Genomic DNA, 17971 nt, shown 5'->3' on the forward strand with positions numbered 1-17971 from the left:
TTAGAATTAATTCATTTGATATTATTGCTTTTTTTAAGACCTAATACTAGAATGAAAAACAAAATAGCTTTATACTAAAGATTCAGGGAAATCAGAAGAGGCATAATTTGCGTCCATTGTAGTTTATTTGCATAAAAAATGCTAAACTATTACTGTAAAAAAATACACTACAATGAATGCAGCCAAAAGGGGTGTAGGAGATGATTAGTCAACTTTCATGGAAAGTTGGAGGCCAACAAGGTGAAGGAATTGAAAGTACAGGAGAGATCTTCTGTATTGCATTAAACCGATTAGGATATTACCTATACGGTTACCGCCACTTCTCATCACGTATTAAAGGCGGCCATACAAATAATAAAATTCGTGTAAGTACAACAGAAGTACGCGCGATCTCAGATGATTTAGATATTTTAATTGCTTTTGATCAAGAAACAATTGATTTTAACTTCCACGAACTACGTCCGGGCGGGATTGTAGTTGCAGATGCGAAATTTAATCCGACAATACCTGACAATACAGATGTAAATCTATATGTGATACCGTTTACAGATATTGCTTCAGAATTAGGCACATCATTAATGAAAAACATGGTTGCTGTTGGAGCATCAAGTGCGGTATTAGGATTAGATGAAACAGCTTATTTAGATGTTGTTGAAGAGATCTTTGGTCGTAAAGGAGAGCAAGTTGTTCAAAAGAATATGGACGCGATTAAGCGCGGCTCTCAATATATGAAAGAGTTACTAGGTGAGAAAGTAAACATGATGCAGCTTGAAAAAGCTGATGGTCAGAAGCGCATGTTTATGATTGGGAACGATGCAATTGCATTTGGTGCAGTAGCTGGTGGTGCTCGCTTTATGTCTGCATATCCAATTACACCTGCATCTGAAATTATGGAATACTTAATTAAAAAATTGCCAAAAGTCGGCGGAACAGTAATCCAAACTGAGGATGAAATCGCAGCTTGTACAATGGCAATCGGTGCAAACTATGCTGGTGTTCGTACATTAACTGCCTCTGCTGGTCCAGGCCTATCTTTAATGATGGAAGCGATCGGTTTAGCGGGTATTACAGAAACGCCGTTAGTTATTGTTGATACACAACGCGGTGGTCCAAGTACAGGGTTACCTACGAAACAAGAGCAGTCTGATTTAATGGCGATGATTTACGGTACGCACGGTGAAATTCCAAAAATCGTAATGGCGCCAAGTACAGTAGAAGAAGCTTTCTATGATATTGTAGAAGCGTTTAACTTATCTGAAGAATATCAAGTACCTGTTATTTTCTTAACAGATTTACAGCTTTCTTTAGGGAAACAAACGGTAGAACCACTTAAGTTAGATAAAGTGGAAATTCGTCGTGGTAAACTTGATTTAGAAGCGGAATTACCAGAACGTGAAAATAAAGCATACTTCAAGCGTTATGAAGTAACAGAAGATGGCGTTTCACCGCGTGTTTTACCTGGTATGAAAAATGGTGTTCACCATGTTACAGGTGTAGAACATGATGAAACTGGTAAACCATCTGAATCAGCTATAAACCGTAAAGATCAAATGGACAAACGTTTCCGTAAAATGGAGAACTTGAAGTTTAATACCCCTGTTTATAAAAATGTTAAGCATGAAGAAGCAGACGTATTGCTTGTTGGATTTAACTCAACTCGTGGTGCGATTGAAGAAGCAATGGAGCGCTTAGAACAAGAGGGTATGAAAGTAAACCATGCTCATGTGCGTTTAATTCACCCGTTCCCAACAGCTGAAATCGATCCACTTGTAAAAAATGCGAAGCGTGTTGTAGTGGTAGAAAACAATGCAACAGGTCAACTTGCTAACATTATGAAAATGAATCTTGGTAACGGTGAGAAAATTTCTAGTCTTTTAAAATATGATGGGAACCCATTCTTGCCGAAAGAGATTTACAACGAATGCAAAAAAGGGGTTGTATTAAATGGCAACATTTAAGGACTTTCGTAACAGTGTAAAACCAAACTGGTGCCCAGGTTGCGGAGACTTCTCGGTGCAAGCTGCAATTCAACGTGCGGCAGCTAACGTTGGCCTAAATCCAGATGAACTTGCTGTTATTTCTGGTATCGGATGTTCAGGTCGTATTTCAGGATATATTAATTCATATGGTGTGCATAGTATTCATGGTCGTGCCCTTCCAATTGCGCAAGGTGTAAAAATGGCAAACCGTGATTTAACAGTTATCGCATCAGGTGGTGACGGTGATGGATTTGCGATTGGTATGGGACATACGATCCATTCTATTCGTCGTAACATTGACATTACGTACATCGTAATGGATAACCAAATTTACGGATTAACAAAAGGGCAAACTTCACCACGTAGTGAAGCTGGATTCAAAACGAAAAGTACACCACAAGGTTCAATTGAACCGTCACTAAATGTTATGGAAATGGCCTTAACAGCTGGTGCGACATTTGTGGCGCAAAGCTTTTCAAGTGATTTAAAAGAATTAACACAAATTATTGAAGCTGGTATTAATCATAAAGGATTTTCATTAATTAACGTGTTCAGCCCATGTGTTACTTACAATAAAGTAAATACTTACGATTGGTTTAAAGAGAATTTAACAAAACTAAGTACAGTAGAGGGATATGATCCGTCTAATCGCATGATGGCTATGCAAACATTAATGGAAAATAACGGATTAGTAACAGGTTTAATTTATCAAAATACAGCGCAACCTTCATACCAAGAACTAGTAAAAGGCTATAGTGAGAAGCCTTTAGTGCAATCTGATTTAAATATGGATCAGAAAATGTTTGATGAGCTTGTTGCTGAATTTATGTAATGTAAGAAGAGGAGGTTGCCATTTGGCAACCTTTTTTAATGAGTAAAAATATAAGGTAGTTTTATTTACTTAGAAAATTCAGAATGGTAAAATAATATATAAATCGTTGTATGAAAATTGCATGTTCATTAACTAGGAAATGTAATAATAGGATAAGCCTTCTTCTTTGTAAAAATTGGCGAAACACTTCATACTATGGTAATGTGTATAGGGATAAAGCAATATGCTTTTGGGTAGGACAAAAGAAATACAAAAAGGGAATGTCTATTTGTGTGGGGAAGACTTCATTCTTATAGATGATTAGATTGATTACTCAAGTTTCAAAGGACAAGTATCTCTCAAGCTATCTAACCATTTTTGAGGTGGGTCTAAGCGCATTAAAATGGACTATAGAGTGTGTATAGTTAAGGGTGAAAGGAGATTACCGATGAACGAGCAACAACGATTAGCAAGTCAACAAGTGAATTCCTCTACGAAAAAAGAAGAGAAAGATTATAGCAAATACTTTGAAAGTGTATACCAACCACCTTCCTTAAAAGACGCGAAAAAGCGAGGGAAAGAAGAAGTTAAAATTGAACGGGATTTTGGCTTACCTGAAGAGTTTCGCAATTTTGGTGCAGGAAGAAAGTTTTATATTCGTACATATGGTTGTCAAATGAATGAGCATGATACAGAAGTAATGGCGGGTATTTTCACTGCACTGGGATATGAACCAACCTTTTCAACTGAAGATGCAGATGTAGTATTATTAAATACTTGTGCCATTCGTGAAAATGCTGAAAATAAAGTGTTCGGCGAACTAGGTCATTTAAAGTCACTAAAACGAAGAAATCCGGACCTTTTAATTGGTGTATGTGGTTGTATGTCTCAAGAGGAATCTGTTGTAAATAAAATTATGCAAAAAAATCAGCATGTAGATATGGTGTTTGGAACGCATAATATTCATAGATTACCGTACATTCTAAAAGATGCAATGTTCTCGAAGGAGACGGTAGTTGAAGTTTGGTCCAAAGAAGGAGACGTAATTGAAAACCTTCCGAAAGTACGCCGTGGTGATATTAAAGCTTGGGTAAATATTATGTATGGCTGTGATAAGTTCTGTACATATTGTATCGTACCGTATACACGCGGAAAAGAGCGAAGCAGACGTCCAGAAGACATTATCCAAGAGATTCGTCATTTAGCTGCGAATGGTTATAAAGAAATTACGTTACTTGGACAGAACGTAAATGCATATGGTAAAGACTTTGAAGATATAGAATACGGTCTTGGTGATTTAATGGACGAACTCCGTAAAGTTGATATTGCCCGTATTCGTTTTACAACGAGCCATCCACGCGATTTCGATGATCACTTAATTGAAGTGCTTGGAAAAGGCGGAAACTTAGTAGAACATATTCACTTACCAGTTCAATCTGGAAGCACAGAAATGTTAAAAATTATGGCTCGTAAATATTCACGTGAGCATTATTTGGAGCTTGTAAGAAAAATTAAAGAAGCAATTCCAAACGCGGTATTAACAACTGATATTATCGTCGGTTTCCCGAATGAAACAGATGAGCAATTTGAAGAAACGATGTCGTTATATCGTGAAGTAGGATTTGATACGGCCTTTACCTTTATTTATTCTCCGCGCGAAGGTACACCAGCTGCAAAAATGAAAGATAATGTACCGATGGAAGTAAAGAAAGAACGTCTTCAACGCTTAAATGCATTAGTAAATAAATTGGCAATTGAAAAGAATGATCGTTATAAAGGTCAAATTGTAGAAGTGTTAGTTGACGGGGAAAGTAAAAATAATCCAGAAGTACTTGCAGGTTATACTCGTACGAATAAACTTGTAAACTTCGTTGCTCCAAAGTCTTTAATTGGTCAGCTTGTGAAAGTAAAAGTAACGGATGCAAAAACTTGGTCTCTTAACGGAGAATTAGTTGAAGAGCCGATTGAGGTGGAATAATAGATGAAAGCATATTCGAAAGATGAAATTGTTGAGCAAGCAAAAGAATTAGCAAAAATGATTTCTGAAACAGAAGAAGTTGATTTCTTTAAGAAAGCAGAGGCGCAAATTCATAAAAATGAAAATGTAAAGCGCGCAATTGATGAAATTAAAGCACTGCAAAAACAAGCAGTAAACTTGCAACATTACGGGAAATGGGAAGCTTTGAAAAAAGTAGAAGCTGAAATTGATGCCCTGCAAGATAAGTTAGATAGTATCCCAGTTGTACAAGAATTTAAATCTTCACAAACATATGTAAATGACTTATTACAGCTAGTTGCAAGTACGATTTCTAACAACGTAACAGATGAAATATTAATTTCAACGAATGGCGATGTATTGAAGGGTGAAACGGGCGCAGCGGTAGAAAGTAAAAAAGGAAATTGTGGTTGTTAAAGAGATGTCGAAATGACATCTCTTTTTTTAGTGGATTAAACGTAAGTTCTTCTCAAAAAAAGAATGACACATTCCGCTATTGTCACGCATATGATTAAGTGAATAGTGATTGAGGAGGGTTACGAATGTCCGAATTTAGAGAGATTATTACAAAAGCAGTGGTTGGAAAAGGACGTAAGTATACAAAGTCAACGCATACATGTGAATCGAATAATGAGCCAACAAGTATTTTAGGGTGCTGGGTAATTAACCACTCGTACGAAGCAAGAAAGAATGGAAAACATGTGGAAATTGAAGGTTTCTATGATGTGAACACTTGGTATTCATTCGATGGCAATACAAAGACAGAAGTTGTAACAGAACGTGTAAACTACACAGATGAAGTAAGTATTGGATATCGTGATAAAAACTTTTCTGGTGATGATTTAGAAATTATTGCTCGTGTTATTCAGCCACCAAATTGTTTAGAAGCTCTTGTATCACCAAATGGTAATAAAATTGTTGTAACGGTAGAACGTGAATTTGTAACAGAAGTAGTTGGCGAAACGAAAATTTGTGTAAGTGTAAACCCTGAAGGTTGTGTAGAATCAGACGAAGATTTCCAAATCGATGATGATGAGTTTGAAGAGTTAGATCCGAACTTTATCGTTGACGCAGAAGAAGAGTAATAGAAAGCTAGGGAGAAGTTCTTCCTAGCTTTTTACTTTACATAAGTGGTGCTTGAATGAACATGATTCCTAATGAAATGTGCTATAATGAAGAAAGACTCCTGAAATAGGAGATATGGATGTCCGTGAAATGTGACATATATGAATATAGATTATTATGTAAGAATTATGGAGGAGAAGTATGACGCAATATACGCCTATGATACAGCAATATTTAAAAGTTAAGGCAGACTATCAAGATGCCTTTTTATTTTTCCGCTTAGGTGATTTTTATGAAATGTTCTTTGAGGATGCTGTTAAAGCAGCCCACGAACTTGAAATTACATTAACGAGCCGAGACGGTGGTAGTAGTGAACGTATACCGATGTGCGGTGTACCGTATCATGCGGCTAAAAACTATATTGAACAACTTGTTGAAAAAGGATATAAAGTAGCGGTTTGTGAGCAAGTAGAAGATCCAAAAACAGCTAAAGGTGTAGTGCGCCGTGAAGTCGTACAATTAATTACGCCAGGAACGATGATGGAAGGGCGTACGATTGATGAGAAAGAAAATAACTTCTTAGCCGCATTAACACATTTTGAAGATGGATCATATGCGTTAGCTTGTAACGATTTAACGACTGGACAAAATACAGTAACGTTATTGACCGGTTCAGTAGAAGATATTTTATTAGAAGTGTATGCAACTGGTTCGAAAGAAATTGTTGTAGATTCTTCCTTTTCTAAAGATGAACTAAACAAGTTAACTGAAACGTTAAAAATGACGATTTCATATGAAGATGCAACGGCAATTCCTGAAGGATTAGAACACCTTGTGAAAAATGTTTCACAAGCAAAGTTAATTAAAGCAGTTGGCCGCTTATTTAACTATGTGATAAGAACGCAAAAACGTTCATTAGATCATTTACAACCAGTGGAAATTTATTATACGAATCAATTTATGAAAATTGATGTGCATTCAAAGCGAAATTTAGAGCTGACAGAAACACTTCGAACGAAGGAAAAAACAGGATCATTATTATGGCTATTAGATAAGACGAAAACGGCTATGGGTGGTCGTATGTTAAAACAGTGGATGGAGCGTCCACTGATCCAAAAAGAAAAAGTAGAAGAGCGTTTAGAAATGGTTGAAACGTTTGTAAATGATTACTTCTTGCGTGAAGATTTAAAAGAAAAATTAAAAGAAGTATATGATTTAGAACGTTTAGCAGGGAAAGTTGCATTCGGTAATGTAAATGCAAGGGACTTATTACAGTTAAGACGATCTTTACTGCAAGTACCAGCCATTTTAGAAGCGATTAGTTTGTTAGATAACGCGTATGCAGCGAGATTAATTCAAGGTGCAGATCCATGTGAGAGCTTAACAGAATTACTAGGAAGAAGTATTCAAGAAAATCCACCGCTTTCTATTAAAGATGGAGATATTATTAAAGATGGTTATAATGACAAGCTGGATCAATATCGTTACGTGAGTAAAAACGGAAAAACGTGGATTGCTGAGCTTGAAAAACGAGAGCGTGATATTACAGGAATTAAATCGTTGAAAATCGGATACAACCGTATTTTCGGTTACTACATTGAAGTAACGAAAGCGAACCTTGGAGCATTACCAGAAGGCCGTTATGAGCGTAAACAAACGCTTGCTAATGCGGAACGTTTCATTACAGATGAACTAAAAGAAAAAGAAACATTAATCTTAGAAGCAGAAGAAAAAATTGTACAACTAGAATACGATTTATTTACAGCGCTTCGTGAAGAAGTAAAAGTATTTATTCCGAAATTACAGCATTTAGCGAAAGTGATTAGTGAATTAGACGTACTGCAAAGTTTTGCGACAGTGAGTGAAGAGGAACAGTTTGTAAAACCTGTACTAACAACGAAGCGTGAAATTTTCATTAAAGATGGTCGTCATCCTGTCGTTGAAAAAGTATTGAACGGGAAATTGTATGTACCGAATGATTGTATTATGCCAGAGAATATGGATGTATTTTTAATTACAGGACCGAACATGTCTGGTAAAAGTACGTATATGAGACAATTAGCACTTGTAACGGTTATGTCGCAAATCGGTTGTTTCGTACCAGCAACAGAAGCAGTATTACCTGTATTTGACCAAATCTTTACGAGAATTGGCGCAGCGGATGATTTAATTTCAGGTCAAAGTACATTTATGGTCGAAATGTTAGAAGCGAAAAATGCAATTGCAAACGCATCAGAAAGAAGTTTAATTTTATTTGATGAAATTGGACGCGGTACATCTACGTATGATGGTATGGCACTTGCACAAGCAATCATTGAACATATTCATGACCAAATTGGTGCGAAAACGTTATTCTCTACGCATTATCATGAATTGACGGTGCTAGAAGAAAGTTTAGATCAACTAAAAAATGTACACGTTTCAGCTATTGAAGAGAACGGAAAAGTAGTATTCCTTCACAAAATTCAAGATGGAGCAGCTGATAAAAGTTACGGAATTCACGTTGCGCAACTTGCGGAGCTTCCAGATAGCTTAATTGCTCGTGCGAAAGAAGTGTTAGCACAATTAGAAGGACAAGAAGAAATTATTATTCCAAAGCGTGTAGAAGTGAAAGCGCAAGAGCAAGAAGTAATTTCAGAACCTGTAGTTGTAAAAGAAGATCCAGTAGAAATAGAAGAAACGAAGGTAGAGAATGAAGAAGAATCGCAACTATCTTTCTTTGGAGGAGAACAGTCTTCGAAGAAACAAGAAAAGCCTCTGCTAGATCAAAAAGAAACAGCAGTATTGGCGCAAATTAAAAAAATCGATTTACTTGATATGACACCTTTAGAAGCGATGAACGAATTATATCGCTTACAGAAAAAGTTAAAGAAAGGATGAGTAAGTAGATGGGGAAAATTCGCAAACTCGATGACCAACTCTCTAACTTAATTGCGGCAGGGGAAGTAGTAGAGCGCCCTGCCTCAGTCGTAAAAGAACTTGTGGAAAATTCTATCGATGCGAATAGTACATCTATTGAAATCCACTTAGAAGAAGCTGGTTTATCGAAAATTCGCATCATTGATAATGGAGATGGCATTGCAGAAGAAGATTGTATCGTCGCTTTTGAACGACATGCGACGAGCAAAATTAAAGATGAAAACGATCTGTTTCGCATAAGAACACTCGGTTTCCGCGGTGAGGCATTGCCGAGTATTGCCTCAGTTAGTGAATTAGAATTAATCACTAGCACAGGTGATGCACCTGGTACGCACCTTATTATTAAAGGTGGAGACATTATAAAGCAGGAGAAAACAGCGAGCCGAAAAGGAACCGATATTACAGTACAAAACTTATTCTTTAATACACCAGCGCGTCTTAAATATATGAAAACCATTCATACAGAGCTTGGTAATATTACAGATATCGTGTATCGTATTGCAATGTCACATCCAGAAGTATCATTAAAGCTATTTCATAATGAAAAGAAATTGCTTCATACATCAGGAAATGGTGATGTAAGACAAGTACTTGCATCGATTTATAGCATTCAAGTTGCGAAGAAGCTCATTCCAATTGAAGCTGAATCTTTAGATTTTACCATTAAAGGTTATGTAACATTACCAGAAGTAACGAGAGCATCTCGAAATTATATGTCAACAATTGTAAATGGTCGTTACGTTCGAAATTTCGTATTAATGAAAGCCATTCAGCAAGGATACCATACATTACTGCCAGTCGGACGATATCCAATCGGCTTCTTATCGATTGAAATGGATCCAATGCTAGTTGACGTTAACGTACATCCAGCGAAATTGGAAGTTCGTTTTAGTAAAGAACAAGAATTACTAAAGCTAATCGAAGAAACATTGCAAGCAGCATTCAAAAAAATACAGCTCATTCCAGATGCAGGTGTAACAACGAAGAAAAAAGAAAAAGATGAAAGTGTGCAAGAACAGTTCCAGTTTGAGCATGCGAAGCCGAAAGAACCATCTATGCCAGAGATCGTTTTACCGACGGGCATGGATGAAAAACAAGAAGAACCACTGGCTGTGAAACAGCCAGCACAAGTGTGGCAACCGCCAAAGCAAGAATGGCAACCACCACAATCACTCGTAAGAGAAGAACAAAGTTGGCAACCATCTACAAAACCGATAATGGAAGAACCGATTCGAGAAGAGAAATCGTGGGATAGTAACGAAGAGGATTTTGAATTAGAAGAATTGGAAGAAGAAGTTCAGGAAATAAAAGAGATTGAAATGAATGGTAATGATTTACCACCACTTTATCCAATTGGACAAATGCACGGAACATATATTTTCGCCCAAAATGATAAAGGCTTATATATGATTGACCAGCATGCCGCGCAGGAACGTATTAATTATGAATACTTCCGTGATAAAGTAGGACGAGTAGCGCAAGAAGTACAAGAACTACTCGTACCATACCGTATTGACTTATCTCTTACTGAATTTTTACGTGTCGAAGAGCAGCTAGAAGAACTAAAGAAAGTCGGTTTATTCTTGGAGCAATTCGGCCATCAATCCTTTATTGTCCGCTCACATCCAACGTGGTTCCCAAAAGGACAAGAAACAGAAATTATCGATGAAATGATGGAGCAAGTCGTTAAACTAAAAAAAGTTGATATTAAAAAGTTACGTGAAGAAGCAGCCATCATGATGAGCTGTAAAGCATCCATTAAAGCAAATCAATATTTAACGAACGATCAAATATTTGCTTTACTGGAAGAACTTCGTACAACAACAAACCCATACACATGCCCGCACGGAAGACCAATTCTTGTGCATCATTCTACTTATGAGTTGGAGAAGATGTTTAAGAGGGTTATGTAGGGATAATGTTCATAGTGAAAAAATGATTTCTGGTTATTTTAGTAAAATATAGAGAGAAATCAAAAGGAGCGATAGTAACAATTCGCTCCTTTTTAATATAATTCTTTTACAACTATATGTTAAAAATTCATTTATAAACTAGAGATAACCTCAACCTATTTGTAATTTATATGTACGTTCTTAATTTGTTTGTAAGGAAAGAGGTTTTTAATTTACAGACTTATCGGAATTATGTAAAGTGTAGATAAAACCATAAAATGGGGTGTTCTTTATGTGTACTAGTTTGACATTAGAGACAAAAAACGGTCAGCATCTTTTTGCAAGAACGATGGACTTCACATTAGATATGAATCAAGAAGTAATAATCATTCCTCGACATTACCAGTGGAATAATATAACTGGTGAAATCATTAATACGAAACATGCTACGGTCGGAATGGGAATTAATCATCAAGGAAGGATCATTATGGCGGACGGAGTAAATGAAGCAGGTATGACATGTGCAACACTCTATTTTCCAGGATTCGCTACTTATAGTCAAAGCATAGATGACAATAAAACGAATTTAGCTCCATTTGATTTTGTAGCTTGGAGTCTTACACAATTCAATTCTGTCAAAGAGTTAAAGAAATCTGTAGATAGCATTACCTTTTTGGATATACCATTACCGGATTTAGGACTTACGCCACCGCTACATTGGATCTTAGCGGATAAATGGGGAGATTGCATTGTACTGGAGCCGACAAATGAAGGATTAAAGATGTATGATAACCCACTAGGAGTGATGACGAATAGTCCGGAGTTTAATTGGCATTTGCAAAATTTAAGACAATATATTGGCCTTAAATCGCAGCCATTCGCGCCAACAGAGTGGAGTAATTTACCATTAAGTGCTTTTGGTCAAGGCTCGGGCTCAATGGGACTTCCAGGGGATTTCACCCCGCCATCGAGGTTTGTGCGGGCAGCATATGGCAAACAAAACATTCAAGGTATAGATAGTGAAGAAGAGGGAGTATCCGCCCTTTTTCATATCTTATCAAATTGCGAAGTTCCTAAAGGCGGAGTAATAACAGAAGAAGGTACATTAGATAATACCATATATACAAGCGTAATGTGTATGGAATCCGGAACGTATTATTATCATACTTACGATTGTAGACAAATTATAGCTATTCATTTATTTCATGAAAATTTAGATACAGATGAGATTAAAGCCTATCCGTTCCAACGGAAACAAAAAATATTTTATGAAAACTAAGTTGCTTTGAAGCAACATTTGGTAAATTTTTAAATATATATAATAGGGCAATAATGACCTATATCATTCTTGGGTGCTTCTTTAACTTTGTGATTCATCATAAATCTAGTCCTTTCTCCAATGACTCCAACGAGAAAAATTTTACTGTTAGGAGCATTGATGGTGGACTTTATTGCCTAATGTATTCGAATAGTATTATCCTGAATATCTCTGAAAACGCTAAGAAACTTATTTTTTAATTAAACTAACTTTTATTTCTTCTAGAAGTGCCAATCAATTGCTACTAGGTAAAATAAAAATGGGCGTACTTTATTTATAAATAGTTAAAGAACCAAAAAGGTATGGAAACTACCCATACCTTTTTGGTTCTTCTATTATCTATGTATAAAAAAGCGCTGTATATCAGCACTTTTTAAAAGTACATGAGTTGTATAAGAAAGATTTATATATTACCTATAACTATGCAAGGTCTAATATAGATTCTTATTTGATTAATTGTTATAAGAGCCTATACGCTTATTTATTTTTATTATTATTAATTTTTTCCGTATATAGCACCTGCTCTTTATAATGCTTCTTAATTGGGAAAGTATGTGTACCAGAGCCGTTTTTGAAATTTTTATTGATAGGATTTTTTAGCGGAATTGTTGTAGTTTCAGTAAATTCATATGGGTAGTTTATTTTAGATTTATCTTCAAACATGAGAATGCCTCCTTTTAGGATTTCCTGAATTCTTTACTATAACATGATATGCATATAGATTTTTTTTGGACTAGTTATTTATAGAGGTTAATGGAATTTAATTACGAAACTACTGAAATATTTCAAAGGAAAATAATTTGTGAAATATATGATATTGATTTTTGTTATTTGTTTTGGGAGGTGTTTTTGCATATATATTCGTTATAAATTGTTTTTATAATATGATTCATATAGGTTTTTCCTGATAATATAATGCGGAATATTATAGTGTTATTATGTTATTAGGAACATTTAATGCTGTTTCATAACTGAAAGGGAATTGAAAAAAAACTGAAACTTTTCTCATAAAAATTCAATCTAACTTGAAAAATGAAAGGAAAATGAAATTTTCCAAAAGATATTCTTTGTTAAGATAAAAAGCATACATAAATAAAGTGTTGACATATCTTAAAAATGTATTTTCAAGATATAGTGGGGGAAAAGATGAGAATAGAAAAACAATTAATAAAAAAGATGTATTATGAAACATTTCTAATGGAGAATGTAACAAAATCACCTCTTGACGTACTTGGAGAAGCTTATGTAAACGAAGAAAAAAATGAGATTTCTGATGGATCTTATATTCGCTTTGCGCAAGGTGAATTTTATTATCGTCATCAAGATTTTGAAGCAGCTATTTTTAAATGGGAGAAGGTTAGTAATGAATTAGCACCATGGGCACAAAAAAATATTGCGGATGCTTATTTCGAACTGAATCAATTAGCAGTTGCTGAAAATGTTTATACTTCCATCACTACTGATAATAAAATATTAATGACCGAAATTAGACTACAATTACTTTCTCTTTACATAGAGCAAAATAATTTTGAAGCAGCTTTCGCTGTTATTAAAGAAGCGGTTTCTTTAAATCCGGATTATCCGAATGTCACAAAAATTGCCCGTTCCTTTTATGAGGAACAACAAGATTTTGATAGTGCAGTAGAGCTTGCTGTGAATGAGTTAATTCGAATAGAATCTTATCCTTGGTTTGAGGTGTTAAAAGGATATATCGATAAAGGATTTACTAAACATATTTCACCAGATTATTTTTATGATGCATTAGTTACATTAAATAATGTAGATCAAGTACAATTTACGCAAATGGTTTCATCACTTTGGAACAGTTATAAAAATGAACAAAATTACTTATTGTGGCTTAACACAATAAATGAATTTTTCTTACATATTGAAATAGAGTCGTCCGATATATGGGACAAAATTTCTTCTCTTTACGAAGAAACATACTTTGCATTAATTCAAGGGCAATATATGCTTAAACAATTACACGATATCATTCCAAGTCTTTTAACAAATTGGTTAAAAGTAGTCAATCCGTCTTATGCTGTATTTCCATCAGCAGCTGTATTGGCATGGGATGAGATTTTTCCATCTAAAATAGATTCAGGCGATATACAACATGCGGAAAAGCTACTGTTATATTCTATGAATCATGTGAATGGTTTAGAGTACAGTCTACATCTTTTTGAATCTATTACACAGTGGGCACAAAAGAACAATATAGAAATAGGTCAACGATTTAGATGGTTAGTTGACGAACTTGCAGATTTAAGAACAAATCGTATTTTAGTAACAGGAACTTCAGGGAACGGAAAAACTACATTTATCAACTCTATATTAGGAGAAAATATATTAGAAAAATCAATTTCAAATGTAGTAGTTTTAAAAAATGATGCTCATACAGAAATTAACGCCATAACAGATGCTGCAATTACAACAACGGAAGATATCTCTGATTATCATAATATGATGTCTCAACACCATCAAACGTATAGAGATAGAGCATGTGTTGAATTTAAATTACCATGCAAATTTTTAAGTGAAAATAAACTTACATTTGTAGTTACACCTGGCTTTAATAGGAATAACGACACTAGGGATGAGGTATTTGAATATCTAAATTCCGTGGATGAATTATTGTTTGTATTGAATGCGGATTCACCTTTTACTGATAAAGAGCGTGATATTCTATTAAGCATTCAAGAACATACACCAAATTTACAAGTGCATTTCTTATTAAATAAAATCGATAACATTTATAGTGAAGCAGAAGTGAAAAGAGTATTACATGATACGGCAGCGAGAATAAACACATATTTCCCGCATGCGAGGATTTTCCCTTATTCTTCGTTATATACGAGTAATCAACAATTGAATGAGTTAACTGAGTTTATTCATTTTAACTTTAATTATAAAAATATTGATGCAGAACGTACTGAAAAGCTATTGTTCTTCATCCGAAAAACAATTACATATCTTTTAGCTAAACGCGTTGAGAAAGAAAACAATCTAGTGGATGCGATTAAGTGGAATGAAGATATGCTAGTGAAACTAAACGGTAGCATGAATAACCTTACTGCATTTGAGAGGGAAAAAATTCATTTCATTACAGAGTCATATCGTACAATGAAAACGGAAATTACGAATGATCTTACTGAAAATATACCGAAGGTATTACAGAGTTGTTCTGATTTAATAAGTGAAGAAAGCGATTTCGGTCACATGGATACGCAACTAAATAAAGCAATGAATGAAAGAGTGCATAAATATTTAGAACAAACGGTATTACCTCATCTTGCTCTTTCTATGCAAAATTGGATTGCAACTTCTCATAATGAGCTCCTTCAAAGTCAATCGTACTTAGAAGAACTTAGTGAAGGACTTAATTCTTTATTTGGAGAAAATCGAATACAGTTAGAATGTGACTTTAAAGTGCTGGATGACTGGCGCAGAGATACTGACAGAATGACGACTAGAATACAAATGGATGAAGTAAATATTTTACGTCGATTTACGCCAGCACAATTTTTACTGAAAAGTGCCGGTAAATTATTTGGAGTTCTTCCTAAAAATAAAACTATGTTATATAACAAATACAAACAGTATGTAGAAAATGAAGATTATACTGAGGTAACGGATTCTATTATGAAGAAATTTTTCTTGCAATTTGAGCTATTCGAAAACACACAAGAGCGAGATATTCATATCTTCTTTAGGAATCCATTTAACTCCTTGAAACAAGCTGTAGAAAATATGCAATTAGAAATACAAGAAAAACAAGAGATGTTACATAAAATGAAATCAAATCCTGAAGTTTATCATGATTCTATCATGCTCTTTGAATTGAGATTACGTCAATGTGAAGTAATTTTACATATAGGTGATGATCATACTTATACAGATGTAATTTTAGAAACAAGTGCAGAATAAAAGTAAAATATTTAAGATTTTTTATGTGAAATTGCATCACATGTTATAAGAGAGTAAAAGGGAGCAACTGTAATGAGTTGCTCCCTTTGCATATTCACATTATTTTTCAGTTTCTTTAATTTTAGTTTGTACTTCGCCAGTTTTAATTTTATTACTTTCTGAGAAACGTAGTAAATCTCCTTCAATAATTTTGTCAGACATTCGTAATTCATTTTGTGCACGGTTAATGAGTGCTTGAGCTTCTTTTTTTGGTAAATCTACAATTTCACCTGTTATGCGGTCATAGAAAGTGTTGTTTTTGTATGCATATTTGTCTGTAATGAAGCTACCATCACGTAAAACAACAAAACCGGTATATTCATCTGAAAACATATCATGACCAAAACGAATATCGTTCATAGTATCAATCCCTAATAAATTGAGAATAGTAGGTTTCATATCGATTTGTCCCGTAGGCTTTGAAATCGTTTGACCTTCTGTTTGTCCAGGGACATGAATATATAAAGGTGTACGTTGTAAATTTAAAGTATCAAATTCTGTTATTTGATCTTTTTCTAAAAACTGTGCCATTGCACGATTATGTTTTTCAGAAATGCCATAATGATCACCGTATAATACAATAATAGAATCATCATACATTCCCTCGGCTTTTAAACGCTCAATAAATTTTTTAATTGATTCGTCTAAGTAACGTGCTGTTACGATATAACGATCAAATACGCCATTACCAGAGTTATATGGTTCAATGAATTTTGTATCTTCATCATACGTAAATGGATAATGGTTCGTTAAAGTAAGGAAACGAGCATAAAATGGTTGATCAACAGTTTTTAATATATCTACTGATTGATCAAAGTATTCGATATCTTTTAATCCCCAATTTAAATTTGTTTCGGGCGTAATTTTGTAATCAAGTTCATTATAGTAACGGTCATAACCGAGAGCAGAGTACATGATATTACGATTCCAAAATGTTGCGTTATTGGCATGGAATACAGAAGTGAAATAACCTTGCTGACGTAAAATTTCTGGAGTCGCAGTATAATCATTGTTACCGTGTGTGAAGAATACAGCTCCTCGATTTAATGGATATAACGACGTATCAATTAGAAATTCAGAATCGGATGTTTTTCCTTGCCCAGTTTGGTGGAAAAAGTTATCAAAGTAATAGCTTTCATTTATGAATTCATTCAAAAATGGTGTAACTTCTTGTCCGTTAACTGTTGCGCCTATTAAAAAGGTTTGTAAGGATTCAAGAGTAACAACAATTACGTTTTTTCCTTTCGCTATACCAAACATGTTAGGATTCGGCTCACTTTCGTTTGCCTTCACGTAGTTTTCTGTTTCTTGTAATTTACTACTATCAGCAAGTGCCTTTTGTGATCCTGCTTTTACTTGTAGTGTTAAATCATATACTTGATGCGTGTATAGTCCTAAATTTTTAACAAGCATGACTCGGTCGAATGATCTCGTTAGTAATTCAGGTCGCTCTTTTTCTGCAAGATGTAGATTTGCAAAAAATACACCAATCGTTAAGAGAAAATATAACAAGCGTGCCGAATGAGTTACGCGCCCCGTTTGGAAGACTAGTGCCTTCTTCTTTAATAAAATAAAGAAGAAAATAATGTCTGCGAATGCGAGTATAATTTTGTAGTTCAATATTTCTATAATACTACCGCCTAATTGGCCAAAGTTTGATGTTTGTCCAAGTACTGGTAACGTAACGAAATCACTATAAAAATCATAGAACATTACATTCCCAACAAGTACAATTGTTAATAAGAAATTAATACATAGCGCGATATAATTTCGCTTTTCACCGGTTGCAAATAATGCGAATCCGACAAAAGCTAATGAAGCAGCGAGAGGGCTAATAAACAAAATAAGCTCTTGTGTAGAAGATTCAATTTTTAAATCAAAACTGAATCTTGTAATAAGATATGTTTTTAACCATACTGCTAAAGCAATTATTAAAACAAAGCTTATATTTTGCATTTGTAAATTGATTTTATTTTTCATTTTTACTCCTTCTTTATATAATTTATTTAACTTGTATTATAT

At 34.6% G+C, this 17971-nt stretch carries 11 protein-coding genes; 9 read left to right on the forward strand and 2 right to left on the reverse strand.

The features are described 5' to 3' along the window. Nucleotides 1-200: 200 nt before the first annotated feature. The 8 genes from AC2CGR_RS19195 to AC2CGR_RS19230 all read left to right on the forward strand — a co-directional run bounded on the left by AC2CGR_RS19195 (nt 201) and on the right by AC2CGR_RS19230 (nt 11941). On the forward strand, nt 201-1958 hold the full coding sequence (locus tag AC2CGR_RS19195; protein WP_000625421.1) for a 2-oxoacid:acceptor oxidoreductase subunit alpha: 1758 nt from the start codon (nt 201-203) through the stop codon (nt 1956-1958). After that, nucleotides 1945-2811: a 2-oxoacid:ferredoxin oxidoreductase subunit beta gene (locus AC2CGR_RS19200; RefSeq protein ID WP_000190154.1), complete on the forward strand. Its 867-nt coding sequence runs from the start codon at nt 1945-1947 to the stop codon at nt 2809-2811. Before AC2CGR_RS19195 ends, AC2CGR_RS19200 begins: the two co-directional genes overlap by 14 nt. Nucleotides 2812-3238: 427 nt before the next feature. Continuing rightward, on the forward strand, nt 3239-4768 hold the full coding sequence (gene miaB, locus AC2CGR_RS19205) for a tRNA (N6-isopentenyl adenosine(37)-C2)-methylthiotransferase MiaB (protein ID WP_029439566.1): 1530 nt from the start codon (nt 3239-3241) through the stop codon (nt 4766-4768). Nucleotides 4769-4771: 3 nt separating this feature from the next. Then, nucleotides 4772-5203: a YlbF/YmcA family competence regulator gene (locus tag AC2CGR_RS19210; RefSeq protein ID WP_016086647.1), complete on the forward strand. Its 432-nt coding sequence runs from the start codon at nt 4772-4774 to the stop codon at nt 5201-5203. Nucleotides 5204-5328: 125 nt separating this feature from the next. Then, nucleotides 5329-5871, forward strand: coding sequence for an outer spore coat protein CotE (cotE, locus tag AC2CGR_RS19215; RefSeq protein WP_001288800.1), 543 nt, complete (start codon nt 5329-5331; stop codon nt 5869-5871). Between the two features lie 181 nt (nt 5872-6052). Continuing rightward, nucleotides 6053-8731, forward strand: coding sequence for a DNA mismatch repair protein MutS (gene mutS / locus AC2CGR_RS19220; protein ID WP_270184855.1), 2679 nt, complete (start codon nt 6053-6055; stop codon nt 8729-8731). Nucleotides 8732-8739: 8 nt separating this feature from the next. Then, nucleotides 8740-10683, forward strand: coding sequence for a DNA mismatch repair endonuclease MutL (gene mutL, locus AC2CGR_RS19225; protein ID WP_270184856.1), 1944 nt, complete (start codon nt 8740-8742; stop codon nt 10681-10683). A 271-nt stretch (nt 10684-10954) separates the two neighbouring features. Further along, nucleotides 10955-11941 (forward strand): choloylglycine hydrolase family protein, encoded by a 987-nt coding sequence (locus AC2CGR_RS19230; RefSeq protein WP_087966384.1) that lies wholly within the window; start codon nt 10955-10957, stop codon nt 11939-11941. A 516-nt stretch (nt 11942-12457) separates the two neighbouring features. On the opposite strand, the gene AC2CGR_RS19235 is transcribed toward AC2CGR_RS19230, so the two are convergent. After that, nucleotides 12458-12643 carry a hypothetical protein gene (locus AC2CGR_RS19235; RefSeq protein WP_000461128.1) on the reverse strand — a complete coding sequence of 62 codons (186 nt, stop codon included), beginning with the start codon at nt 12641-12643 and terminating at the stop codon, nt 12458-12460. A gap of 453 nt (nt 12644-13096) precedes the next feature. Between AC2CGR_RS19235 and AC2CGR_RS19240 the strand changes: the two genes are divergently transcribed. Beyond that, nucleotides 13097-15910, forward strand: coding sequence for a dynamin family protein (locus AC2CGR_RS19240; RefSeq protein ID WP_484481059.1), 2814 nt, complete (start codon nt 13097-13099; stop codon nt 15908-15910). Between the two features lie 99 nt (nt 15911-16009). On the opposite strand, the gene AC2CGR_RS19245 is transcribed toward AC2CGR_RS19240, so the two are convergent. Next, nucleotides 16010-17929, reverse strand: coding sequence for an LTA synthase family protein (locus AC2CGR_RS19245; protein ID WP_484481060.1), 1920 nt, complete (start codon nt 17927-17929; stop codon nt 16010-16012). Nucleotides 17930-17971: the final 42 nt, after the last annotated feature.

The organism is Bacillus sp. LSHTCR4, assembly GCF_057197025.1.

Bases quoted from the DNA above. Each gene is read 5' to 3' on its own strand.
- AC2CGR_RS19240 (WP_484481059.1), top strand. From the start codon at position 13,097: ATGTATTTTCAAGATATAGTGGGGGAAAAGATGAGAATAGAAAAACAA.
- mutL (WP_270184856.1), top strand. From the start codon at position 8,740: ATGGGGAAAATTCGCAAACTCGATGACCAACTCTCTAACTTAATTGCG.
- miaB (WP_029439566.1), top strand. From the start codon at position 3,239: ATGAACGAGCAACAACGATTAGCAAGTCAACAAGTGAATTCCTCTACG.
- AC2CGR_RS19200 (WP_000190154.1), top strand. From the start codon at position 1,945: ATGGCAACATTTAAGGACTTTCGTAACAGTGTAAAACCAAACTGGTGC.
- AC2CGR_RS19195 (WP_000625421.1), top strand. From the start codon at position 201: ATGATTAGTCAACTTTCATGGAAAGTTGGAGGCCAACAAGGTGAAGGA.
- AC2CGR_RS19235 (WP_000461128.1), bottom strand. From the start codon at position 12,643: ATGTTTGAAGATAAATCTAAAATAAACTACCCATATGAATTTACTGAA.
- mutS (WP_270184855.1), top strand. From the start codon at position 6,053: ATGACGCAATATACGCCTATGATACAGCAATATTTAAAAGTTAAGGCA.
- AC2CGR_RS19230 (WP_087966384.1), top strand. From the start codon at position 10,955: ATGTGTACTAGTTTGACATTAGAGACAAAAAACGGTCAGCATCTTTTT.
- AC2CGR_RS19245 (WP_484481060.1), bottom strand. From the start codon at position 17,929: ATGAAAAATAAAATCAATTTACAAATGCAAAATATAAGCTTTGTTTTA.
- cotE (WP_001288800.1), top strand. From the start codon at position 5,329: ATGTCCGAATTTAGAGAGATTATTACAAAAGCAGTGGTTGGAAAAGGA.
- AC2CGR_RS19210 (WP_016086647.1), top strand. From the start codon at position 4,772: ATGAAAGCATATTCGAAAGATGAAATTGTTGAGCAAGCAAAAGAATTA.